The organism is Ruegeria sp. YTSC002 (genome assembly GCF_059609845.1).
On the sequence record NZ_JBXWML010000010.1, the window covers coordinates 23480 to 41983 of the forward strand.

At 59.3% G+C, this 18504-nt stretch carries 16 protein-coding genes; 3 read left to right on the forward strand and 13 right to left on the reverse strand.

Going from position 1 to position 18504, the window contains the following annotated elements:
* The first annotated feature begins 1 nt into the window (after position 1).
* Positions 2-1501: a CRTAC1 family protein gene (locus AC2FFD_RS17055; RefSeq protein WP_496873629.1), complete on the forward strand. Its 1500-nt coding sequence runs from the start codon at positions 2-4 to the stop codon at positions 1499-1501.
* Here AC2FFD_RS17055 and AC2FFD_RS17060 read toward each other — a convergent pair whose 3' ends face one another.
* Genes AC2FFD_RS17060 through xylB form a run of 3 tightly spaced genes read right to left on the reverse strand, consistent with a single transcriptional unit; the run spans position 1502 to position 5201 of the window.
* On the reverse strand, positions 1502-2800 hold the full coding sequence (locus AC2FFD_RS17060; protein ID WP_496873630.1) for a cytochrome-c peroxidase: 1299 nt from the start codon (positions 2798-2800) through the stop codon (positions 1502-1504). It abuts the gene before it with no gap.
* Entirely contained in the window at positions 2797-3744 is a 948-nt protein-coding gene (locus AC2FFD_RS17065) for an aldose epimerase family protein (protein ID WP_496873631.1), read from the reverse strand. The genes AC2FFD_RS17060 and AC2FFD_RS17065 overlap by 4 nt, the downstream gene beginning before the upstream one ends.
* Positions 3744-5201, reverse strand: a complete 1458-nt coding sequence (gene xylB, locus AC2FFD_RS17070; RefSeq protein ID WP_496873632.1) for a xylulokinase — start codon at positions 5199-5201, stop codon at positions 3744-3746. Before xylB ends, AC2FFD_RS17065 begins: the two co-directional genes overlap by 1 nt.
* Before the next feature lie 318 nt (positions 5202-5519).
* On the opposite strand from xylB, the gene AC2FFD_RS17075 reads away from it, so the two are divergent.
* Positions 5520-7949: a GcvT family protein gene (locus AC2FFD_RS17075; RefSeq protein WP_496873633.1), complete on the forward strand. Its 2430-nt coding sequence runs from the start codon at positions 5520-5522 to the stop codon at positions 7947-7949.
* 31 nt (positions 7950-7980) lie between these two features.
* On the forward strand, positions 7981-8985 hold the full coding sequence (locus AC2FFD_RS17080) for an Ldh family oxidoreductase (protein WP_496873634.1): 1005 nt from the start codon (positions 7981-7983) through the stop codon (positions 8983-8985).
* Positions 8986-9047: 62 nt separating this feature from the next.
* On the opposite strand, the gene AC2FFD_RS17085 is transcribed toward AC2FFD_RS17080, so the two are convergent.
* The 10 genes from AC2FFD_RS17085 to AC2FFD_RS17130 form a co-directional block, all read right to left on the reverse strand.
* On the reverse strand, positions 9048-9755 hold the full coding sequence (locus AC2FFD_RS17085) for an ABC transporter ATP-binding protein (RefSeq protein WP_496873635.1): 708 nt from the start codon (positions 9753-9755) through the stop codon (positions 9048-9050).
* Positions 9755-10486 carry an ABC transporter ATP-binding protein gene (locus AC2FFD_RS17090; RefSeq protein ID WP_496873636.1) on the reverse strand — a complete coding sequence of 244 codons (732 nt, stop codon included), beginning with the start codon at positions 10484-10486 and terminating at the stop codon, positions 9755-9757. The genes AC2FFD_RS17085 and AC2FFD_RS17090 overlap by 1 nt, the downstream gene beginning before the upstream one ends.
* Positions 10483-11430: a branched-chain amino acid ABC transporter permease gene (locus tag AC2FFD_RS17095; protein WP_496873637.1), complete on the reverse strand. Its 948-nt coding sequence runs from the start codon at positions 11428-11430 to the stop codon at positions 10483-10485. The genes AC2FFD_RS17090 and AC2FFD_RS17095 overlap by 4 nt, the downstream gene beginning before the upstream one ends.
* Before the next feature lies 1 nt (position 11431).
* Positions 11432-12283: a branched-chain amino acid ABC transporter permease gene (locus AC2FFD_RS17100; RefSeq protein WP_496873638.1), complete on the reverse strand. Its 852-nt coding sequence runs from the start codon at positions 12281-12283 to the stop codon at positions 11432-11434.
* A gap of 65 nt (positions 12284-12348) precedes the next feature.
* Complete coding sequence (locus AC2FFD_RS17105) at positions 12349-13629, reverse strand: ABC transporter substrate-binding protein (protein WP_171170476.1); 1281 nt, start codon at positions 13627-13629, stop codon at positions 12349-12351.
* Positions 13630-13725: 96 nt separating this feature from the next.
* Positions 13726-14136 (reverse strand): Rid family hydrolase, encoded by a 411-nt coding sequence (locus tag AC2FFD_RS17110; protein WP_496873639.1) that lies wholly within the window; start codon positions 14134-14136, stop codon positions 13726-13728.
* The gene (locus tag AC2FFD_RS17115; protein WP_496873640.1) at positions 14133-15314 is read right to left on the reverse strand and encodes a malate dehydrogenase; all 1182 of its coding nucleotides are present in this window, start codon (positions 15312-15314) and stop codon (positions 14133-14135) included. The genes AC2FFD_RS17110 and AC2FFD_RS17115 overlap by 4 nt, the downstream gene beginning before the upstream one ends.
* Complete coding sequence (locus AC2FFD_RS17120) at positions 15314-15937, reverse strand: BMC domain-containing protein (RefSeq protein WP_496873641.1); 624 nt, start codon at positions 15935-15937, stop codon at positions 15314-15316. The genes AC2FFD_RS17115 and AC2FFD_RS17120 overlap by 1 nt, the downstream gene beginning before the upstream one ends.
* Complete coding sequence (locus AC2FFD_RS17125; protein WP_496873642.1) at positions 15934-17313, reverse strand: aldehyde dehydrogenase family protein; 1380 nt, start codon at positions 17311-17313, stop codon at positions 15934-15936. Before AC2FFD_RS17125 ends, AC2FFD_RS17120 begins: the two co-directional genes overlap by 4 nt.
* Positions 17313-18497: a hypothetical protein gene (locus AC2FFD_RS17130; protein WP_496873643.1), complete on the reverse strand. Its 1185-nt coding sequence runs from the start codon at positions 18495-18497 to the stop codon at positions 17313-17315. Before AC2FFD_RS17130 ends, AC2FFD_RS17125 begins: the two co-directional genes overlap by 1 nt.
* Positions 18498-18504 lie beyond the last annotated feature (7 nt).

An 18504-nucleotide genomic window follows, 5' to 3' on the forward strand; every position in this document is an offset into this window, starting at 1 on the left:
GATGACAGTCTTGCTTGCGGTGGCTTCCGCTGCTGCTGCGGAAACCGTTCCTCCAAGCTTTCAAAAGGTGGAAACCCCCAGCCATGTTTACGATGGCGGCTGGGAACATTTCGTCGGCGGGGGGGGCGCGGTCTTCGACTGCAATGATGACGACCGCCCTGAATTGTTCGTGGCAGGCGGATCAAACCCAGCGCAATTGTTCATCAACACATCCGACACAAAAGTCAGTTTTCTTCCGGATACGCCCGGCCCCTTATCCTTGACCGGTGTGACCGGCGCATACCCGGTGGACATTGATGGCGATGGGATCCTGGACCTTGCGGTTTTGCGCGTAGGCAAAGACCTGTTGCTGGGCGGCAAACCGAACTGCGCGTTTGAGCCTTTCACGGCACTGAGTTTTCAATCTCAGGACCATTGGACCACCGGCTTTTCCGCCACTTGGGAAAGCGGGCAAACCCTGCCAACGCTGGCCTTTGGGACCTATGTCGACCGAAGCAATCCGGATGGTCCTTTCGAGGCTTGCGGGCCGACGCTTCTGTACCGCCCGGAAGGGAGCGAATATGGCGATCCTATCCGTTTGGAACCCGGTCATTGTTCCTTGTCCATCCTGTTTTCCGACTGGGCCCGCACGGGTCGCGCGGATCTGCGCGTCAGCAATGACCGCCACTACTATGTGCGTGGCGGACAAGAGCAACTGTGGGCCATGGAAGACCCCCCGCGCCTGTACAGCGAGGACGATGGATGGCTGCCCTACTCGATCTGGGGCATGGGGATTGCCTCGCGGGATTTGACCGGTGATGGGTTTCCCGATGTTTATCTGACGTCCATGGGGGACCAGAAATTCCAGGTTTTCGATCCCGCAAAGGATGGGCCGACATGGCGGGATGCAACCTATGACCGAGGCACTACCGCACACAGGCCACACGCAGGAGGAGACGGCCGCCCCTCGACCGGTTGGCATGCTCAGTTCGGGGACGTCAACAATGACGGGCTGGACGACATTTTTGTCGCCAAAGGCAATGTTGAGCAGATGCCCGACGCGGCGCAGGACGACCCCAACAACCTGTTGATGCAGACCGCCGACGGTCGGTTTGTCGAAACAGCGTCACAAGCCGGTGTCGCGTCCATGGCAAAATCCCGCGGCGGGGCCCTCGCGGATTTCAACGGGGATGGATGGTTGGATTTGGTGGTGGTCAATCGTGGCTCGGACCTTGAGGTTTTTCAGAATGAACCGAAGACCGGCAACTGGCTCATGATTGATCTCGGCCAGAGCCATCCCAACAGACAGGCAGTCGGCAGTTTTATCGAAGTCAGGACGACCGAGGGCATTCAAACCCGTGAAGTGACCATTGGCGGGGGGCACGCCAGCGGAATTGCCGGGTTCCACCACTTTGGGCTAGGAGACTTCGAAACCGCAGAAGTACGGGTGATCTGGCCTGATGGAGAACATGGAGATTGGCAGAAGGTAGATGCCAATCAGGTAATCCACCTCGGCCGTTGATCACTGATCGACGGGCAATCCGCTGGGAACCGATTGAGGAACACCCAGCCGCACTGACGGATCTTCCAGCGTGCCCAGAAAACTCAGGATGGCATCGACCTCGCCCTCACTCAGATTGATGGGCGCCAGATCATTTGACGCTGCTATGGCTTCGACATGCCGGGGGTCCAGCAAAGCCTTTTGATCCTCTGCCCCGTCAAACTCTGGCAGATCAGCCAGTTCGATGGCGTAGTTCCGCAATGCGGAAACCGGATCCAGATGATGGCGCACGACATCCTCAAGCCGTGTGTAGGCACCGCTGTGGCCATATGGCGCCGTCAGGGTCACGTTGCGCAGCGAAGGCGTGCGAAATGCGAACGCATCATCCTTGTCACCGGTGACGCGCAGTCGCCCGTCATCCCGCACATGATTTTCGAAACGGGCTGTTTTTCCGGGACCGATCTGAGGCATGGCGATGGAATGGAATCCGTGATCGGTCTGGAACCAGCCGGAATGGCAGGTGCTGCATCCAGCCTTTCCGTAGAACAGCTCCATCCCCAGCTGCGCTTGTTCGGGCAGCGCGTCTTCGCCTCGCATCGCTCGGTCAAAGAGGCTGTTGTCAGCCCGCCATTCAAACGCGATGAAATCGGCAATGACATTGGCGATTGCGGTAAAGGTGATGTCTTCTCCGGGCGCAATGTCATCAAATCGCCTTTGATACTCTGGTATCGCCGCCACACGCGCGGCAATCAGATCCCAGGCGCCACCCTCTTGGGTCAGCAAGCCGAGACGCACGGCCTTGCTGACTTCGTTTTCAGAATAGTGCCCCGCCATTTCGTCAGGTGACAGCACCGGGAACATCGCCTGCGCCGCCAAAGCCGATTTGAACCCCGGCCTCATATGCACCCCCAACGGGGTTCTGATGCCATTGGGCTGTGACGTATCCGTCTCGAGGCGGCCGTCATGGAAAAACGTCGTGAATTCCAGCGCTCCGAGGTTCCACATCGCGGGTGAGTTTCGGGGAATGCGCTGCTCGGGCTTGTTCTCTTGAGTGAGCTTGCGGTTTCCCCCCAAGCCGACCCCACCTTCGCCGATACCCAGCGAAAGACCGTCGGACGTTCCCAGTTTCGGATGATGACAGGTTGCGCAACTGATGTTCCTGTTCCCCGACAGGATCGGATCATAAAACAGCAGTTGCCCCAACTCTACGCTGGAAAGGTCAGGTTCGATGAATTCAGGGCGCGAACCAAGGTCTTGCGCCTGGGCAACTGAAAGAGACATCCAGATGCCCACGGCAGTTGCTGCGATCTGAAATCTCATGATCGTCCCTCGGAAATCTCAAGTGTCAGTGTTTGTCGATACGGGTTGTCCGGCGTATAGATGACGGATGGGAACGCAGGGATATTCACGGCGTTTGGATATCCTGACGGTTCAATACACAGCCCCGCACCCGGGCTAAATCGGCCTGACAGATGTACCCCGGTATAGACCTGCGCCCCGGGTTGATCTGAATACACATTCATCCTCAATCCCGAAGGTGCCCTGACCTCTGCGACTGGATGGTCATGGTTTCCACTTTCCTCAAATATAAAATAATGGTCCAGCTCGCGCCCCTCTGCCCCGACGGTGCGGGACAACGCGAAATCTGGCACGTTTTCGCCGGCAGCGGAGATATCTCCGGAAGGAACGGAACGCGCGTCCAACTCCAGCACCCGGTTCGATCTTAGCCTGAGCCGACAGCCCAGGATATCCCCTGGACAGCCCAAAGAGTAATAATTGTGCTGTGCGATGCTGATCGGCGTGGGGCGATCCGGTCGCGCCGTGATCGTGTAAGTCAGGCACGGATAGGTCAGTTTGACATGCACCTCGAATTCGACTTCTCCGGGAAAACCACCTTCACCGTCAGGCGAAGTCAAAGACAGAACCGCCTGATTCAGAGTGGTTTTCACGATTTCCCAGTGTTTGCGCGACAGCCCGCTCGGACCACCATGCAGCGTGGTTGGTCCTTCATTTTCTGTCAGATGATGAACGTGCCCTTGCAACGCAAACTGCGCCCCGCCGATGCGGTTGGCCACTCGCCCAACTATCGCGCCGAGGTAAAACGGGTCCGACAGGTAATCCTGCGGATTATCGTAGCCCAATATCAAAGGCGTTTTGCCAAGCCACCATCCTTGCGTGATTGCGCCATAACTCAACAGGGAAACGGACATGTTGCCGTCTTCCAGAAGGACCTGCTCGACAGGCATGGATTTGGGATCAGCCATCAGCGCGCGGCCAGAGGGGACAAAGCAGCATAGTACTCGCGATACCGCTGGTATTCCGCCTCATATGCGCTGGACAGCTCGACCCGAGGTTCGACACGCTCAGCGACTTCCGGGGAAAGCATGACATCCCCGGGGTCGGCGCCCTGCACAGCACAGGCAGCAAGACGGGCCGCGCCGATGGCGGCACCGAACTCACTTCCCTTGGGCAAAGCAAGCGGTGTGTTCAGAACTGTGGCCAATGTCTCCAGCCAAAATCGCGACCGCGCCCCGCCACCGACGACCAGCAGACTTTCGGGCTTGGTGCCCGTACTCTTGAGTGCTTCCAGACAATCGCGCATCGCAAAGGAAACTCCCTCCATCACGGACTGGGTCAGATCAGCGGGTTCCGATGCAATATCCAGGCCCAGGAATGCTCCGCGTATGGCGCTGTCGTTATGCGGCGTCCGTTCACCGGACAGGTACGGAAGGAAGGTGATCTTTGATGGCCCCTTCACCGGATCCGGCAGGTCCGATGCCAGCGTGCCGACGGGTTGACCGAGGTGACGGGACAGCCAGTTGAGACTGTTGGTGGCCGACAGGATCACACCCATTTGAATCCAGCGATCCGGCACCGCATGGCAAAAACAATGAACGGCTGTTTCCGGCGCGGGCGCATAGCTTTCCTTTGCGACAAGCAACACACCCGACGTGCCCAATGAAAGAAATCCGCTGCCCTCACCGATGCTTCCGATGCCGCAGGCCGCTGCCGCGTTGTCACCGGCCCCGCCGGCAACCACGACCGGCCCGATCAGGCCCCATTGCTGAAGGATCTCTGATCGCAGTTCTCCGCCTGCCGAACTGCCTTCAACCAGCTCTGGCATTTGATCCCGGCGCATATGGCTTTGATCCAGCGCAGTGTCTGACCATTCACGTTTTCCGACGTCCAGCCACGCCGTACCGGCGCTGTCGGACATGTCGCTGACATAGGAACCGGTGAGCCAGAAACGCAGATAATCTTTCGGAAGCAACACTTTGGATGTCTTTTCAAACATGTCAGGCTCATGCCCGCGCACCCATTCCAGCTTGGGTGCGGTGAAACCCGGAAAAACGATATTCCCGGTGATCGCGCGCATCGATGGCAGACCATCCAGCTCCGCAGCTTCCTGCGCTGATCTCGTGTCGTTCCAAAGGATACAGGGCCTCAGCACATTGCCATCCCGATCCAGCAACGTGGCACCGTGCATGTGGCCGCTCAGACCGACGCCGCGCACCGCGGAAAATGCGGAACCGTTCAACGCACGTAATTGGGCAACGACGTTTTGACAGGCTTCTACCCAATCGGACGGATCTTGTTCTGACCAACCGGGGCGCGGCGTAGATGTCACGACACCTGCTTCGGCTTCGGCAACGACGTTACCCTCTTCGCTGACCACAATTCCCCGAAGACCTGACGTCCCCAAATCCAGACCGAGATACACGCGTTTTCCCCCTAAATGCAGCACAGGCTGATGGTGCCACTAAGCACTTTGAACCCATGTCAGACCTTATCAGCACAGTTTGCGCTAACATAACAAGGCCTAGCAAGAGATGGCACTTAATTTTATGAAAACCCTCACAGAACGCGTGGAATCATCAGAACACACGACCAAGGTTTAATTCAACTAAGCTGGGCCCGAAAATTTTTCGAATTGTCTGACGCTGACTTTACGTAAACAGTTCAAGCAGTTCTGGGTTTACTGATTTCATGCTGACGGTCCGTCTGAAAACGAAATCAGTCGCAAGAAGGAATTCAGCGAATGCAGTCACATGCCAAGGTTGTCGTCGTTGGCGGCGGATGCGTCGGGGCTTCGGTTCTTTATGGATTGACGCAGCACGGCTGCACCGATGCGGTCATGTTTGAGAGAACCACGTTGACCTCCGGCTCCACCTGGCATGCGGCAGGTCTGCTGGTCACCTTTGTGCGGTCCCACAACGTTTCGAAGATGACGATGGAGACCATCCGCATCTATTCCGAAGTCGAAAAGAAGATCGGCGCTTCGGTCGGGCTGCGCCAGGTGGGTCAGTTGCGCGTCGCCAATACGCAGGAACGCTGGGACGAGTTCCTGTCCTATGTCTCGATTGCCGAAGCTGCCGGTGTACCCTGCAAACTGCTGACACCAGAGGAAATCGCCGAACTGCACCCTCTGCTCAACCAATCGGAACATATTCGCGGTGGCATCCTGCATACCGAGGACGGCTATGTGAACCCGGCCGACATCACCATGGCAATGGCCAGGCTGGCGCGCGAGAAAGGCGCCAAAGTGTTTCAGAACACCGAAGCGCTGGCTTATGAAAAACTGGAAAACGGTCATTGGAAGGTGACAACCAATCAGGGTGAGATCACTTGCGAACATCTTGTCTTCGCGACCGGAAACTATGCCCGCGAAAACGCGCGCCGTGTTGGCCTGGATCTGCCTTGCATTCCAATCGTTCACCAATACTGGACAACGGACACCGTTCCGCTGCTGAAAGAACGCCGTGCACAAGGGTTGCCCGAGTTCCCGATCCTGCGGGATGAAGATTACGGCGCCTATCTGCGCGAAGATGTGGGCGGCATTCAGTTCGGCCCTTATGAGTTCACCAAAGACCTCAAGCTATTCGCCGAAGATCACGTGCCGCCTGACTTTGGCGCCGACCTCTTGCCCGAAGATTTCGACGCGGTCCAAACGCAGTGGGAGCGTGCCATCGAGCGGGTTCCAACACTTGGTGAGGTGGGTATCAAGGCCAACACCCGAGGTCCGTTCCAGATGACACCGGACGAGTTGCCGCTTGCGGGACCCGCACCGGGGCATGAAAACCTGTGGCTGGCCGAAGGCATGCCCGGCGGCATATTGTGGGGTGGAACCGTTGGTGAACGTCTGGCCCGCTGGATTGTCGATGGGGATCCGGGCATGGACATGTCCGAACTCGACCCCCGCCGTTTTTCGGATTACGCGTCCAAACGGTGGACCATGGACAAGGTGCGCGAAACGTGGGGCACCCACATGAACGCGCACATCCCCGGAGAAGATTTTCCCGGCGCGCGCCCGATGAAAACGATGGGGTCCTACGACCTGCTGAGCGCGCATGGCGCCGTCTGGACCAGCTTCAACGGATATGAGTTTCCGCGCTGGTTCGCCAAATCGCGCAAGGAAGCTGTTCCGGAGCATTCCTTCCGTCGCACCAACCACATGGAACGCGTTCAGGAAGAAGTGCGCACCACCCGTGACGTGGCCGGGTTCATCGAGATGTCACCGATGACCAAGTTCACCGTGCGTGGACCGGGGGCCGCCAAATGGCTGGATGGCCTTATGGCGAACAGGCTGCCCAAAGTGGGGCGAATGACCCTGTCGCTTTTGTTGAATCAAAAGGGCGGCATGGATGCGGAATACACGGTCGCCCGCTACGCCGAGAATGATTTTTTCCTGGTCTCCACCCCGAACTGGCGCGCCTACAACTGGGATCAACTGCAACGTTTGCTGCCCGATGACAGCTCTGTCATTCTTGAAGATGTTTCAGAACAACTGGGCGTGATCGCTCTGGCAGGCCCCATGGCACGAGAGATCCTGCAACCGCTGACCGACAATGATCTGTCGAACGGAACCTTTCCCTGGCTTTCTGCGCAAATGGGTGAAGTGGGATACGCCAAGGGCGTTCATCTGCTTCGCGTGTCCTATACCGGCGAGCTGGGGTGGGAACTTCATCATCCGGTCGGTTACAACCGCCATCTTGTCGACCTGCTGTTGAAGGCCGGTGTAAAACCTTTCGGGCTTGAGGCACTGGAATCCATGCGCCTTGAAAAATCATATCGTGCCATCAATCGCGAGATTTGCACGGACATGACCCCATACGAGGCCGGCCTTGATCGGTTCGTGGTAACCGAAGGTCGCGACTTCACAGGCAAGGCCGCTCTTTTGAAACAGAAAAAGGAAGGCACGTACCGGCGGCTGGTCACGCTGAAACTGCCCTTTGGCGAAACATCGGTGATGTTTGACGAGGGTGTCTACGCTCGGGGCAAGCTGATCGGCCGTGTCACCTCGGGCGGGTTCTCTTATTATTGCAACCACGACATTGCGATGGCACTAGTGCCACAGAACATGACGGCGCCCGGAACGAAAATGCAGGTGCTGGTCCACAATGAGATGCGCGACGCCGTGGTCATCGACACATGTGCTGTCGATCCCGCAAACACACGCCCGCGCGCTTGAGTGCGAAAACAGAAAGACTGGACTCGAACGGATGACCGAACAACCGACAAAAACGCTTTCTCTTGCCGAAGTTCGGGACTTGGCCAAATCGGTTCTTGTTTCTGCCGGAGCGGACTCGCGCAGCAGTGATGTACTTGCTGATATCGTCACCCGGTCTGAACGGGACGGACCGCGCAGCCACGGGTTGCGCATGTTGCCGGTCTATGTCCAAAGCTTCACGTCCGGCTATGCCAACGGGCACGCGACGCCCAAGACCGAAAAGGTTGCCCCGGGCGTTTTGCGCTGTGACGCCGACAACGGGTATTATCAGGTTGCAGCGGCAGCAGCCCGCGAGGATCTGATCGCGATGGCCCGGGAAAACGGCATTGCCGCGTTCACCTGTGCGAACTGCCACCATCTGGGTGCCTTGCGGTTTGACACCGAACCCTTGGCCGAAGCTGGATTGGTGGCTTTTGCCGTGATCAACTCATTGTCCATGGTGGTTCCGCAAGGTGGGGTTCGCCCGGTTTTTGGCACCAACCCGATGTCTTTTGCCTGCCCGCGTGACGGCGACGCGCCCGTGGTCTGGGATCAGGCCTCGTCCATGGTGGCCCTTATGGATATCCGCATGGCCGCTGCCGAGGGGCACGACCTGCCCCGCCCTGCCGGTCTTGACCCCCGGGGCGAGCCCTCAACAGACCCGAATGCCATCCTTGAAACCCGCAGCCTATTGCCATTCGGAGAGCATAAGGGGGCCGCGATCGCTTTCATGGTTGAGGTGTTGGGCGCAGCACTGGCCGGTGGAACCCTGTCCGTGGACAACGAAGAACGCGAGTCCTTCGGCGCCCTGAACATCAAAGGAGGAGCGACCCTGATTGCAATTGATCCCAGCCGGTTCGGCAACGCGGCCTTCAACGAATATGTCGCCCGCATCTGCGCCGAGATTTCCGGAAACGGTTCCGCCCGGGTTCCGGGCGACGGTCGCCTTGCAAAACGGGCAGCCGCCGAAGCCCATGGCATCGAAGTGAGCGCCGAGGTTCTGGACGCGCTTGGCTGAAACTGAATTCACCCGCCATCGAATGGCCGGACAGCACCTGCCCGGCTTGCCAACCGCACCGCTCAATGGCCGCCGAAATAGGCCTCGAGCAAGCGTTTGTCATTCCGCAATTCGTCAGCCGTGCCCGACGTCTGCATCCGCCCGGACTCCAGCACATAAATGCGGCTGGCAAGCGACAGGGCAAAATTGGCATTCTGTTCGGTGATCACAACGGTCAGCCCGTATTCCTTGTTCAGCTGACGCACGACCTCGGCAATCTCGTGACAGATTTTCGGGGCCAGGCCAATTGTGGGCTCATCGACAAGCAGCAGTTCCGGGCTGGTCATCAAGGCCCGGCCAAAGGACACCATCTGCCTTTCCCCGCCGGATTGGGTCGATGTCTCCTGTCCTTCCCGTTCTTGCAGTCGCGGGAAAAGCTTGTGCACCATCTCAAGGTTGCTTTCGATGTCGTCTCGTGCGGTGAATGCGCCCACCATCAGGTTGTCGCGCACTGACATATAGGGAAACAGGTTGAACCGCTCGGGCGCATATCCCACCCCGTGGCGCACGATTTCCGAAGGGGAACGACCAGCAAGGCTGTGCCCGCGCAACCGGATGTCCCCTTCGATTTTCACAAGGCCCATGATGCTGTCCAACAGGGTGGATTTACCTGCGCCGTTCGGGCCGACCACGGCGACGATCTCGCCGGGCTGCACCGTGATCGAAATATCGGTCAACGCCTGCGCCTTGCCGTAAAACGCGGACAGGTTCTCGATTTCCAGATAGGACATCAGACGCTCCCCAAGTACGAGGCCTGAACGGCCGTGTCGTTCATCACGTCGCTGAACGCGCCTTCGGCAATCATGGTGCCCCGCTCGATGGCGATGGCGCGGTCGATCAGCGGTTCCAGCGCCGGCAAGTCATGGCTGACGATCAAAAAGGTCATCCCGTCCTTGCGCATGGATTGTATGAGATCGGAAATCTGCGCGATTTCACCTACTGTCAGACCTGCAAACACCTCGTCCAGCAACATGACACGCGGTGCCGTGGCCATGGTTCGGGCCATTTCGAGCTTGCGCAAATCACCCATGGCCAATTCGGACGGTGAGCGGTTCAAATCCGTTTCCGTGAACCCGACACTCAGCGCGAGCTCTTTTTCCCTGTCCGTATCCGGCGGCGAAACGATCATGCGCCAGATATCGTCCGGCATCAGGCCCACCCTGATGTTTTCTGCAACACTCATGTCGCCGAACGGCCGAGGTATCTGATAGGTCCTACTGACCCCGGCCCGAATACGTTGCGGCGTCGACAGCGCCGAGATTTCTTGCCCGAACAGCTCGATCGTACCGCTGTTCTGCCGCAGCTCACCCATGATCTGGCTGAAAACCGTCGTCTTTCCCGCGCCATTCGGTCCGATCAGGCCCAGCGACTCTCCTTCTTGCAGAGAAAAGGACAGATCGTTCGTGGCCACCAGCCCGCCGAACCGTTTGACGAGACCAGACACTTTCAGCGCAACGGTCATGTCAGCCCCCCTTTCCGCAGCCGTTGAAAGCCGCGTTGAGCAAGTTCAACCAATCCCTTTGGCTGATACATGTAGAGAAGCAGTGCGATGGCGCCGTAGACGAAATACCGTTCAGCCCCGGGAAGCACGGGACGCAGGTATTCCAGAAGGAACGTCATGAAGAACGCACCGACCATGGGGCCGATGATGGTCGATGTTCCGCCCAGCAATGCCGCCACGATGATGGTGAAAAGAAAGTTGATGTCGAACAGCGCGCGGGGCGCAAGTGAGCCCAGGTAATGGACATAAAATGCCCCGCCCAAACCTGCGATGAAGGCGCTGGTCAGAAACGCAAAGGCCTTCAACCGCGTGGTGCTGAGCCCCGAACCGCGCACGCTTTCTTCATTCATTCCGATGGCGGCCAGTGCAGTGCCCAGCCGGGTTTTCATCAGCAGCCACATGCTGACCGCCACGCCCAGCATCAAGGCCGTGGACAGGTAGTAGCCGTTGGCCGCGCCGCGTGTCAGAGTTTGAATTCCCGACATCCCGCGTGTGCCGCCGGTCAGATCCGGGCGGATCACCTGAACCAGCTGATAGAGCAGTTCCATGAAAGCCAGTGTGACCAGCGCAAAATAGCTGCCGCGAATGCGCAGGGCGGGCAACAACACAATAAGACCCGCGATCATTGTGACCAACACGGCCACAGGGATTGAGATTTCGACCGACACGTCAAACCGTTTGGTCAGTATGGCAGTCGTATAAGCTCCGATACCGATCAGGAAAGGGTGGCCGAAACTCACATACCCGGTCCTGCCCGACAGCACATCCCAGCTGATGGCGAAGATGGCCAGATAGTTGGCAAAGATCATCGTGCGCAGCGTCCCGTTCGAAACGATCTGGGGCAGCAGCAGCATCCCCGCAATCAGGCCGCCCCAGAGGACAAAGTGAAACCAGCGCAGGCCCATGTTACAACTCCTCACGGCCAAACAGGCCCTGCGGTCGCGTCACCAGCACGCCGATGATCAGCAGCATGGTGAAGACACCGCGCAGTTCAGGCGCCAGGGTAGCGACAACGATGACTTCGAGAAAGCCGACAATATGGGCAACGACCAGCGTGCCGATGATCGATCCGATGCCACCCACAATGACGACGGCCACCGAAATGATCAGGGGCGCGACCCACATTGATGGCGAGAGCTGGGTATAGCTGGCGAAAAACACGCCGCCCAAGGCCCCCAGGGCACCCGAGATACCCCATGTGATCAGGTTGATCCGGTCCGGGTCGATCCCGGAAATCGCGGCCCCCTTGGCGTCCATCGAAACCGCCTGCATCGCCCGCCCTGTATGCGTCAGACGCACAAAGGCATAAAGCCCCAACAGAATTGCCCAACTGATCAGCGTTGCGATCAGGATGTTATAGGTGACGGATGCCCCGGCCACGTTGATCACGCCCGGTACGATCGGCAGCAGGATCTTGCTGCTGTCACCAAAAACCAGAACGATCCCCGCCTGTATCACGACCGCAAGGATCAGCGTCGAAATCTCGACCGCTACGTGATCCCCTTTCAGGGTCTTGACGATCAGGCGGTATTTCAGAACCCCCATCAGAACGCCCAGAACCACGGCCACCGCAACGCCCATCAGCTTTGGCATTCCCAGCGTCTGGGACACCCAGAAATACATGTACCCGCCGACCATCAGATAGGCTCCGTAAGCCAGGTTCAGGACCCGACCGATGCTGAAGATCAGCGTGAAACCCATTGCGATAAGCGCATAGAGACCGCTGAGCAAAAGCCCCTGGATCAGTATTTGCAACATGTAAGGATCCCTGGCTGCGGGTGCGCGCACCCGCGCACCCATTTCAAGCTAAGCGAACGGACAGGTTACTGCTTGACCCAGCTTGGCAAAGTGAATTCACCCGTCGCGTATTTCTCGGGGTATACAACGGCGGCGGTGCCGTCCTCGTACCATTGGACCACGACCATTGACGGCGCGGCATCGTCGAACGGCTCGGACAGGTCAAAACGGATATTGTGCGGGTACGTCCGGCCGGTCACGGGCTCTACCTCGTCATCACCCCAGAAGGCATAGCGCAGCCACAACTGGCCATCCAGCTCAAGAACCAGATCCTGTTTCTTCATCGCATCGGCCCAGCCTTCGACATTGTCGAAACCACCGGCCTCTTCGGCAGCGGCCATGGCCTGTTTCAGCCCATGATAGGCATTGAACCCGTTGAAATGCGGCAGCAACGGGCGGCTGTCATACTTCGCCTGATAGGTATCGACAAATTCCTGGCTGGCCGGATCGAGCCGAAACCCAACCGAAGGAATTGGCGACAAGGTCGAGATACCGCCGCCAGCACCGCCCGTATCTTCCCAATACTCCATCCCCAGTGCAGCGACGTTCACACCCGTCATCGCCATCGGCACCTGAAGCTTCACATATTGCGATGACACAACCTGCGAATTCACCGACGAGACCTGATAGATGAAGTCCGCCCCGGTATCCTGCGCACGGCTGAAGATCGGAGCGAAATCTACGGTGGCAACGTCATAGGTGATGATGTCCTTGACCTCGATGCCGGCAACCGGTGCAAGCGCTTCGGTGACAAGGCCGGTGATCGCCTCGCCAAAGGCCGTATCTTCCGCCAGAATGACAACGGAATCCCACCCCATCTTTTCCTTCAGAACATCCGCGCCAAAGTTGATGTACAACGTGGCCAGCGCCTCATCCGAGGCGATGTTCATGAAATAGGGCGCCATGCTTTCAGGGTCTTCTACCACCATGTCGATGATGCCGATATAGGATGTCCAGGTGTCCAGCGTCGGAATCCGGTACTCCTGCATGCGGGGCAGCCATCCCAGCGACACATCGTCAATCGAGCCCGAGATGATGAAATCAACCTCTTCCGTTTCCGCAAGGTATTCATAGGCCCGGATGCCCTCGGTCGGGTCCTGTCCGGTATCAGCCGAGACCAGAGTGATCTGTTCGCCCATCACGCCGCCATTTGCGTTGAGCTCTTCAATCGCAATCTCGGCCCCGCGCAGCGTTGACAATCCGGTGTCCGAGGAAAGCGACCCAATGAATCCTACCTTGATTTCCGCTCCGGCCGCCGAGGCCATGAGCGCAATGCATGTTCCGCTGAGCAGCGCTGTCTTGATCATCACATTAGCTCCCTGTGTCTCATTATGCCCTTCTTGTATTCTGTATACAGTACACAAGAAGATGGTTCGATCAAATCCTTTCTTGAAGACTCATGTTCAGAATCCGCTGATTTCGCCGTTTTCACCGTGGATCACCGCATCCACGTCGATTTCCACCATCAGTCCGGGCTGGGTAAGCCCTGCCTGAACGGCGGTCAGAACCGGATCGATCCCCTTGAAAACTTCGCCATGCGCCTGCGCGAACGCGCCCGCTTGGGACAGATCGGTCAGATAGGCGCGCACCCGCCCCACATGTCGCAATTCGGCGCCAACCTCTTTCAGCGCGTCCTCGATACGTGACAGGATATAGAAGGTCTGCGCGCCAACATTTCCCGGCGCGTGAATGCGGCCCGTCGGCTCGATGGCCGTTGTTCCGGCAACCCAGACAAAGGGGCCGATGCGTTTGGCCCGAGAGTACGAGGCCACTTCTTCAAACCGCCCGCCGGATTTCCAAAAGCGCAGGGTCACAAGCCCAGCCTCACCCGGATCGCTTCGGCCGCGTTTTGCAATGCCGCGTTTTCTTCGGCGGTTAGCCGCAGTTCCTCGACCTCAACCAATCCGCCTGCACCAAGATGGGCTGGCACGCCCAGCACGACGCCGTCGATGCCGTATTCCCCGTGCAGCATGACCGAAACCGGAACCGGACCCGTTCGCGCGCCCCGAACGTGATCAATCAATTCGATCGTGGCATGAGCCGGAGCTACCGTTGCAGAACCTGATTTCCTGAGCGCGACCACCTGGCCGCCTCCGGTGATCGCATCCTGAACACAGGCATCGATCTGTTCGCGGGTCAGAAATACATCCAGCGGACGGCCCTTTATCCTGGCGCGGCTGGGGATCGGGGCCATTTCGTCCCCATGGCTGCCAAGCGTGAACGCTTCGACGTCCGCAGGTGTGACACCTGCGGCCATCGCCAGCGCGTTGCGAAACCGGCTGCTGTCCAGCGTTCCTGCCATACCCAAGACCTGTTCGCGGGGGAAACCTGTTGCACGCAGCATCTCGACGGTCATTTCGTCCAGGGGGTTGGTCACCACGATCACTATTGCATCAGGCGCGGCCGACCGGATCGCTTCGGCTGATTGTCGGATCACGCGGGCATTCACATCGATCAGATCTGCACGTGTCATGCCCGGACGGCGGGCTCGTCCGGCCGTGACGACAACCACGTCCGCCCCGGCTACCGGATCCATCGCTTCGCCACCGACACATCGGGCCCGCGCACCGGTGATCCCGGACGCATGATTGAGGTCCAGCGCAGTCGAAGCCGCCAGTCCCGGAGTGATGTCGATCAGCGCGATTTCATCCGCCATGTCCGACATCGCCGCCAGATGCGCGACATTGCCGCCAACACCCCCCGCCCCGATCAAGGCAAGCTTGCCCAGCCTGCGGGCTTTGCGCGGCGCACGCGAAGGGGCAACCCATTTGGGTGAGCGACGATACAGCACCCGGCGCATTGAAACAGCACCATCCGTACGCGGCGGTTTCGGTCGCTCCAGCGGGCCGTCCACCAATGAGATACCAACACGCTCGGCGGTTTCACGCGCAAGCGCCGTCACGATATCACCCGGCAAAACCTCGAATACGATCCTGCCCCGGCGGCGCGCATCTTCGACCGCATCCGAGCCTATGACGCGAGGGGTTGCCATCAGCCTTCCTGCCCGTCCACCGCCTCGACTGCACGCGTCGCGGCCTCGACGGCGGTTTTGACCGAATTTTCAGACCCCGAGATGAACAAGCGACCAAACCGCCCCACCGCGCGCACCTCGACGATGTCAATCTCGGCAGCTTTCTCGGCCTCATTCGCGGCAATCGAGATATAAGCGGCGGGCGCGCATTCCACGATCCCCAACGTCTGCCCCGGCACGATCAACGCGCCCTTGCGCCATTTGTTCAAAAGCTGCGCCTGATAGGGTTCGACACTGGTAATGATCTGTGTGGAACTGATCGCAGGCTTCAACCGGTCTGTCATGGAAGCCCCAAGCTCGGCCAGCATCGCGTCCCGTGCCGCGGACACTTCGGCGTTTGAAGGCGAGCGGAGGATGAAGAATCCGAACTCGCGCTCGACCATCTGCGTCGTCGCTTCGACCGAGGACGCCTTGAGCGCCCGGTCGATCAGCGAGAATACCCCATTGCCCGGCGCGAACTCTCCGATCAGCACGGTGTCACCGGACAAAGGTACTGACCCTTGCACCGTCGCACCGTTATAGGCGGCGAATTTCGGTTGCAGGTTGTCGATCTGCATCAGCGCCCGGATCGTGATCTCGCTCATGCGCCATACTCCTCGTAAATGTCGCGCCAGGGTCTGCTTTCATACGCGACCCGCTTGATGTTGATGAGATGCAGGGCGGTGACGTTGTCCGAGGTGATCGACCCCGACCACGTGCCGGTACCCAGCATGAAGGATGGTTCAAGGTCCGTAGAATAGCCCATGCCGCCCATGATCCCCGGCGTGTTCACCAGCACCCGCCCCGTGGGCACGGTGGAAAATCGAGCGACCACTTCAGGATCATCGGAATGGATGACCGAGGAATGCCCCCAACCTTCGAATTTGGCAATGGATTGCGCCAGTTCGATGCCGTGATCGGTGGACTTCGCCTCGTAAAAGGCCAGTACCGGGTTCAGCTTTTCGGCCGAAAGCGGGCGTTGCCACCCCACTTCGGTCTCTTCCGACACCAGACAGCGCGTGCGCGGCGGAATCGAGAATCCCGCAGCATCGGCCAGCGCCTGAGGGCTTTGGCCGACGCGTTCGGGATCCATTGCCTGCACATCCTTGAAGATGACCCGCGCCAGCCGATCAGCCTCGGCCGGGGTACAGAAATAAGCGCCTTTGAGTTTCAGTTCATGGCGCAGATCGCGTGCGATTTCAGGATCGGCGACCACTGCCTGTTCACTGACACAGGCCGTGCCATAGTCGAAGCTTTTTGACGTCACGATCATCTCGGCAACTTCGGACAGATCGCGGGCCTTGGACTTGTGCACGTAACACGGCACGTTCCCCGCCCCGACTGCGAGCGTCGGCTTACCGCTGGAATAGGCGGCCTTGACCATGGCAGGGCCACCTGTCGCCATGACAACCGACGTGCGGCGATGCTTCATCAACTCGGCTGTGCCCTGAATGGTCACGGCGTCCAGGCATTGTATCAACCCTTTGGGCGCGCCCATCTGTTCGGCAACGCGCGCCATGATGCGGACGGTTTCCTTCCCGCAGTCCACGCCGCGCGGATGCGGGGCACAGACAACGGCATTTCCCGCCTTCACCGCAGACAGAACCTTATAGATGATCGTGGATGTTGGATTTGTCACCGGAATAAGTGCCGCGACCACACCCATCGGCTCTCCGAAGGCTGCGATCTTTGTCGCGTCGTCCCGCCACAACAGGCCCAGCGTCGTGACATCCCTCAGGTAGTCAGCGACCGACAATGCGTTGAACAGATTCTTGACCCGTTTGTCTGGTACGTTGCCGTACCCGGTTTCCTCGACCGCCAATTGCCCCAACCGTTCGGCTTCAGGTTCGATCGCCCGAGCCATGGCATCGACGATGGCATCCACCTGTGCCGGGTCGGTGCCAAGGAAGGCGCGATAGGCTTCGAAAGCCGTTTCAGCAGCGCGCCGCGCGGCGGCGATGGATTTCAGATCAGCGTCCATCACGAAGCTCCGGTGGCAATGGTGTCAAAGATGCGGCGGGCCTGATCTACATCGCCTGCGGAAATTCCGATGGTTTCCAACCTGCGCCCGGACGCGGCCACGTCAGCGCCCAGGATGCGGTCTGTCATGCAGATCAGGCTTTCCGTCAGAGGCGCAGTCAAACCAGCGAGTTGTGCGGCGGAAACAAGGGGCACCAATGACCCCAATACGCCGTCGCGCATCAACTGGCGCGCGGCCTGCCGATCCGGGACCGGACGCGCACCCGACCCCCGCTCGGCTCCGGCATAGGTCGCGATCCAGTCATCGGTCTCGGGCAGGTTTCGAACGCCAAAGGCCTGTGCGACCTGTCGCCTTTCGTCAGCCAACCCATGGATCACCTCACGCTGATCCCTTCCCATGAGCGCGGCAAATGTCCGGTTGTCCACGAGAGGCACCCCGCCCATCGGCACATCCGGTCCGCCGGACCCCAACCCCGCGCCACCAAGGATCAACGCCGGTATCTCGACCGCTGCGGAAAGATCGGCAAAGCCTGAGGCCAGAACCGAATCCAGCGGCAGGATGTTTGAAAGATAGGGTCGCAGCGCCTCAAGAACGTCGGCGCGGCCTCGGGGCAAAGTCGCAGCAGCCATCGGCGCCGCCTGCGTCAGGGTCAGGCCCGCACCTTCGGCCTGGTACCAGTACGGCAGGCCCTGCGCCTCGACCAGAGTGACGTCGGCGGTGCAGCCGCCTATTCGCAGCATCCAGACCGCTTCGACCGCGCCCAGAGAGCGACCGGGCGCCAGAACAAGCACCTGACCATCGTGCAAATGATCGGCCAGCACCATGGCATAGGTGCGCTGTTTGTGGATCGGTCCGGTCAGAAAGATCGCCTGTGCGTCCCGCACTGCTGCATCCAACTCTGCCGTGGTGCGGATTGAAGGCCCGTCGCGATCCACCTGATACGTGCCCACAGGCCCTTCGCCGCGAATGCCGATGCCCGAGGATTGGGCAAGCAGTGACAGTTCCGCCCCATAGGCCGAAAACAGCGTAACCTCAGCCCCTTCCGCCAGACACAGCGCCGCCAGAAGACGGGCATCCGGGCCGCCACCCAATACAGCAATGCGCTCGAACCTTCGGGCAACGGGTGCATCCCGTGTCGCGCCACGTGTCACCGCGCGCGTGAAATCCTCGAAACCGGCTGACATGGTACCT

Bases quoted from the DNA above. Each gene is read 5' to 3' on its own strand.
- AC2FFD_RS17055 (WP_496873629.1), top strand. From the start codon at position 2: ATGACAGTCTTGCTTGCGGTGGCTTCCGCTGCTGCTGCGGAAACCGTT.
- AC2FFD_RS17060 (WP_496873630.1), bottom strand. From the start codon at position 2,800: ATGAGATTTCAGATCGCAGCAACTGCCGTGGGCATCTGGATGTCTCTT.
- AC2FFD_RS17065 (WP_496873631.1), bottom strand. From the start codon at position 3,744: ATGGCTGATCCCAAATCCATGCCTGTCGAGCAGGTCCTTCTGGAAGAC.
- AC2FFD_RS17075 (WP_496873633.1), top strand. From the start codon at position 5,520: ATGCAGTCACATGCCAAGGTTGTCGTCGTTGGCGGCGGATGCGTCGGG.
- AC2FFD_RS17080 (WP_496873634.1), top strand. From the start codon at position 7,981: ATGACCGAACAACCGACAAAAACGCTTTCTCTTGCCGAAGTTCGGGAC.
- AC2FFD_RS17085 (WP_496873635.1), bottom strand. From the start codon at position 9,755: ATGTCCTATCTGGAAATCGAGAACCTGTCCGCGTTTTACGGCAAGGCG.
- AC2FFD_RS17090 (WP_496873636.1), bottom strand. From the start codon at position 10,486: ATGACCGTTGCGCTGAAAGTGTCTGGTCTCGTCAAACGGTTCGGCGGG.
- AC2FFD_RS17095 (WP_496873637.1), bottom strand. From the start codon at position 11,430: ATGGGCCTGCGCTGGTTTCACTTTGTCCTCTGGGGCGGCCTGATTGCG.
- AC2FFD_RS17100 (WP_496873638.1), bottom strand. From the start codon at position 12,283: ATGTTGCAAATACTGATCCAGGGGCTTTTGCTCAGCGGTCTCTATGCG.
- AC2FFD_RS17105 (WP_171170476.1), bottom strand. From the start codon at position 13,629: ATGATCAAGACAGCGCTGCTCAGCGGAACATGCATTGCGCTCATGGCC.
- AC2FFD_RS17115 (WP_496873640.1), bottom strand. From the start codon at position 15,314: ATGGCAACCCCTCGCGTCATAGGCTCGGATGCGGTCGAAGATGCGCGC.
- AC2FFD_RS17120 (WP_496873641.1), bottom strand. From the start codon at position 15,937: ATGAGCGAGATCACGATCCGGGCGCTGATGCAGATCGACAACCTGCAA.
- AC2FFD_RS17125 (WP_496873642.1), bottom strand. From the start codon at position 17,313: ATGGACGCTGATCTGAAATCCATCGCCGCCGCGCGGCGCGCTGCTGAA.
- AC2FFD_RS17130 (WP_496873643.1), bottom strand. From the start codon at position 18,497: ATGTCAGCCGGTTTCGAGGATTTCACGCGCGCGGTGACACGTGGCGCG.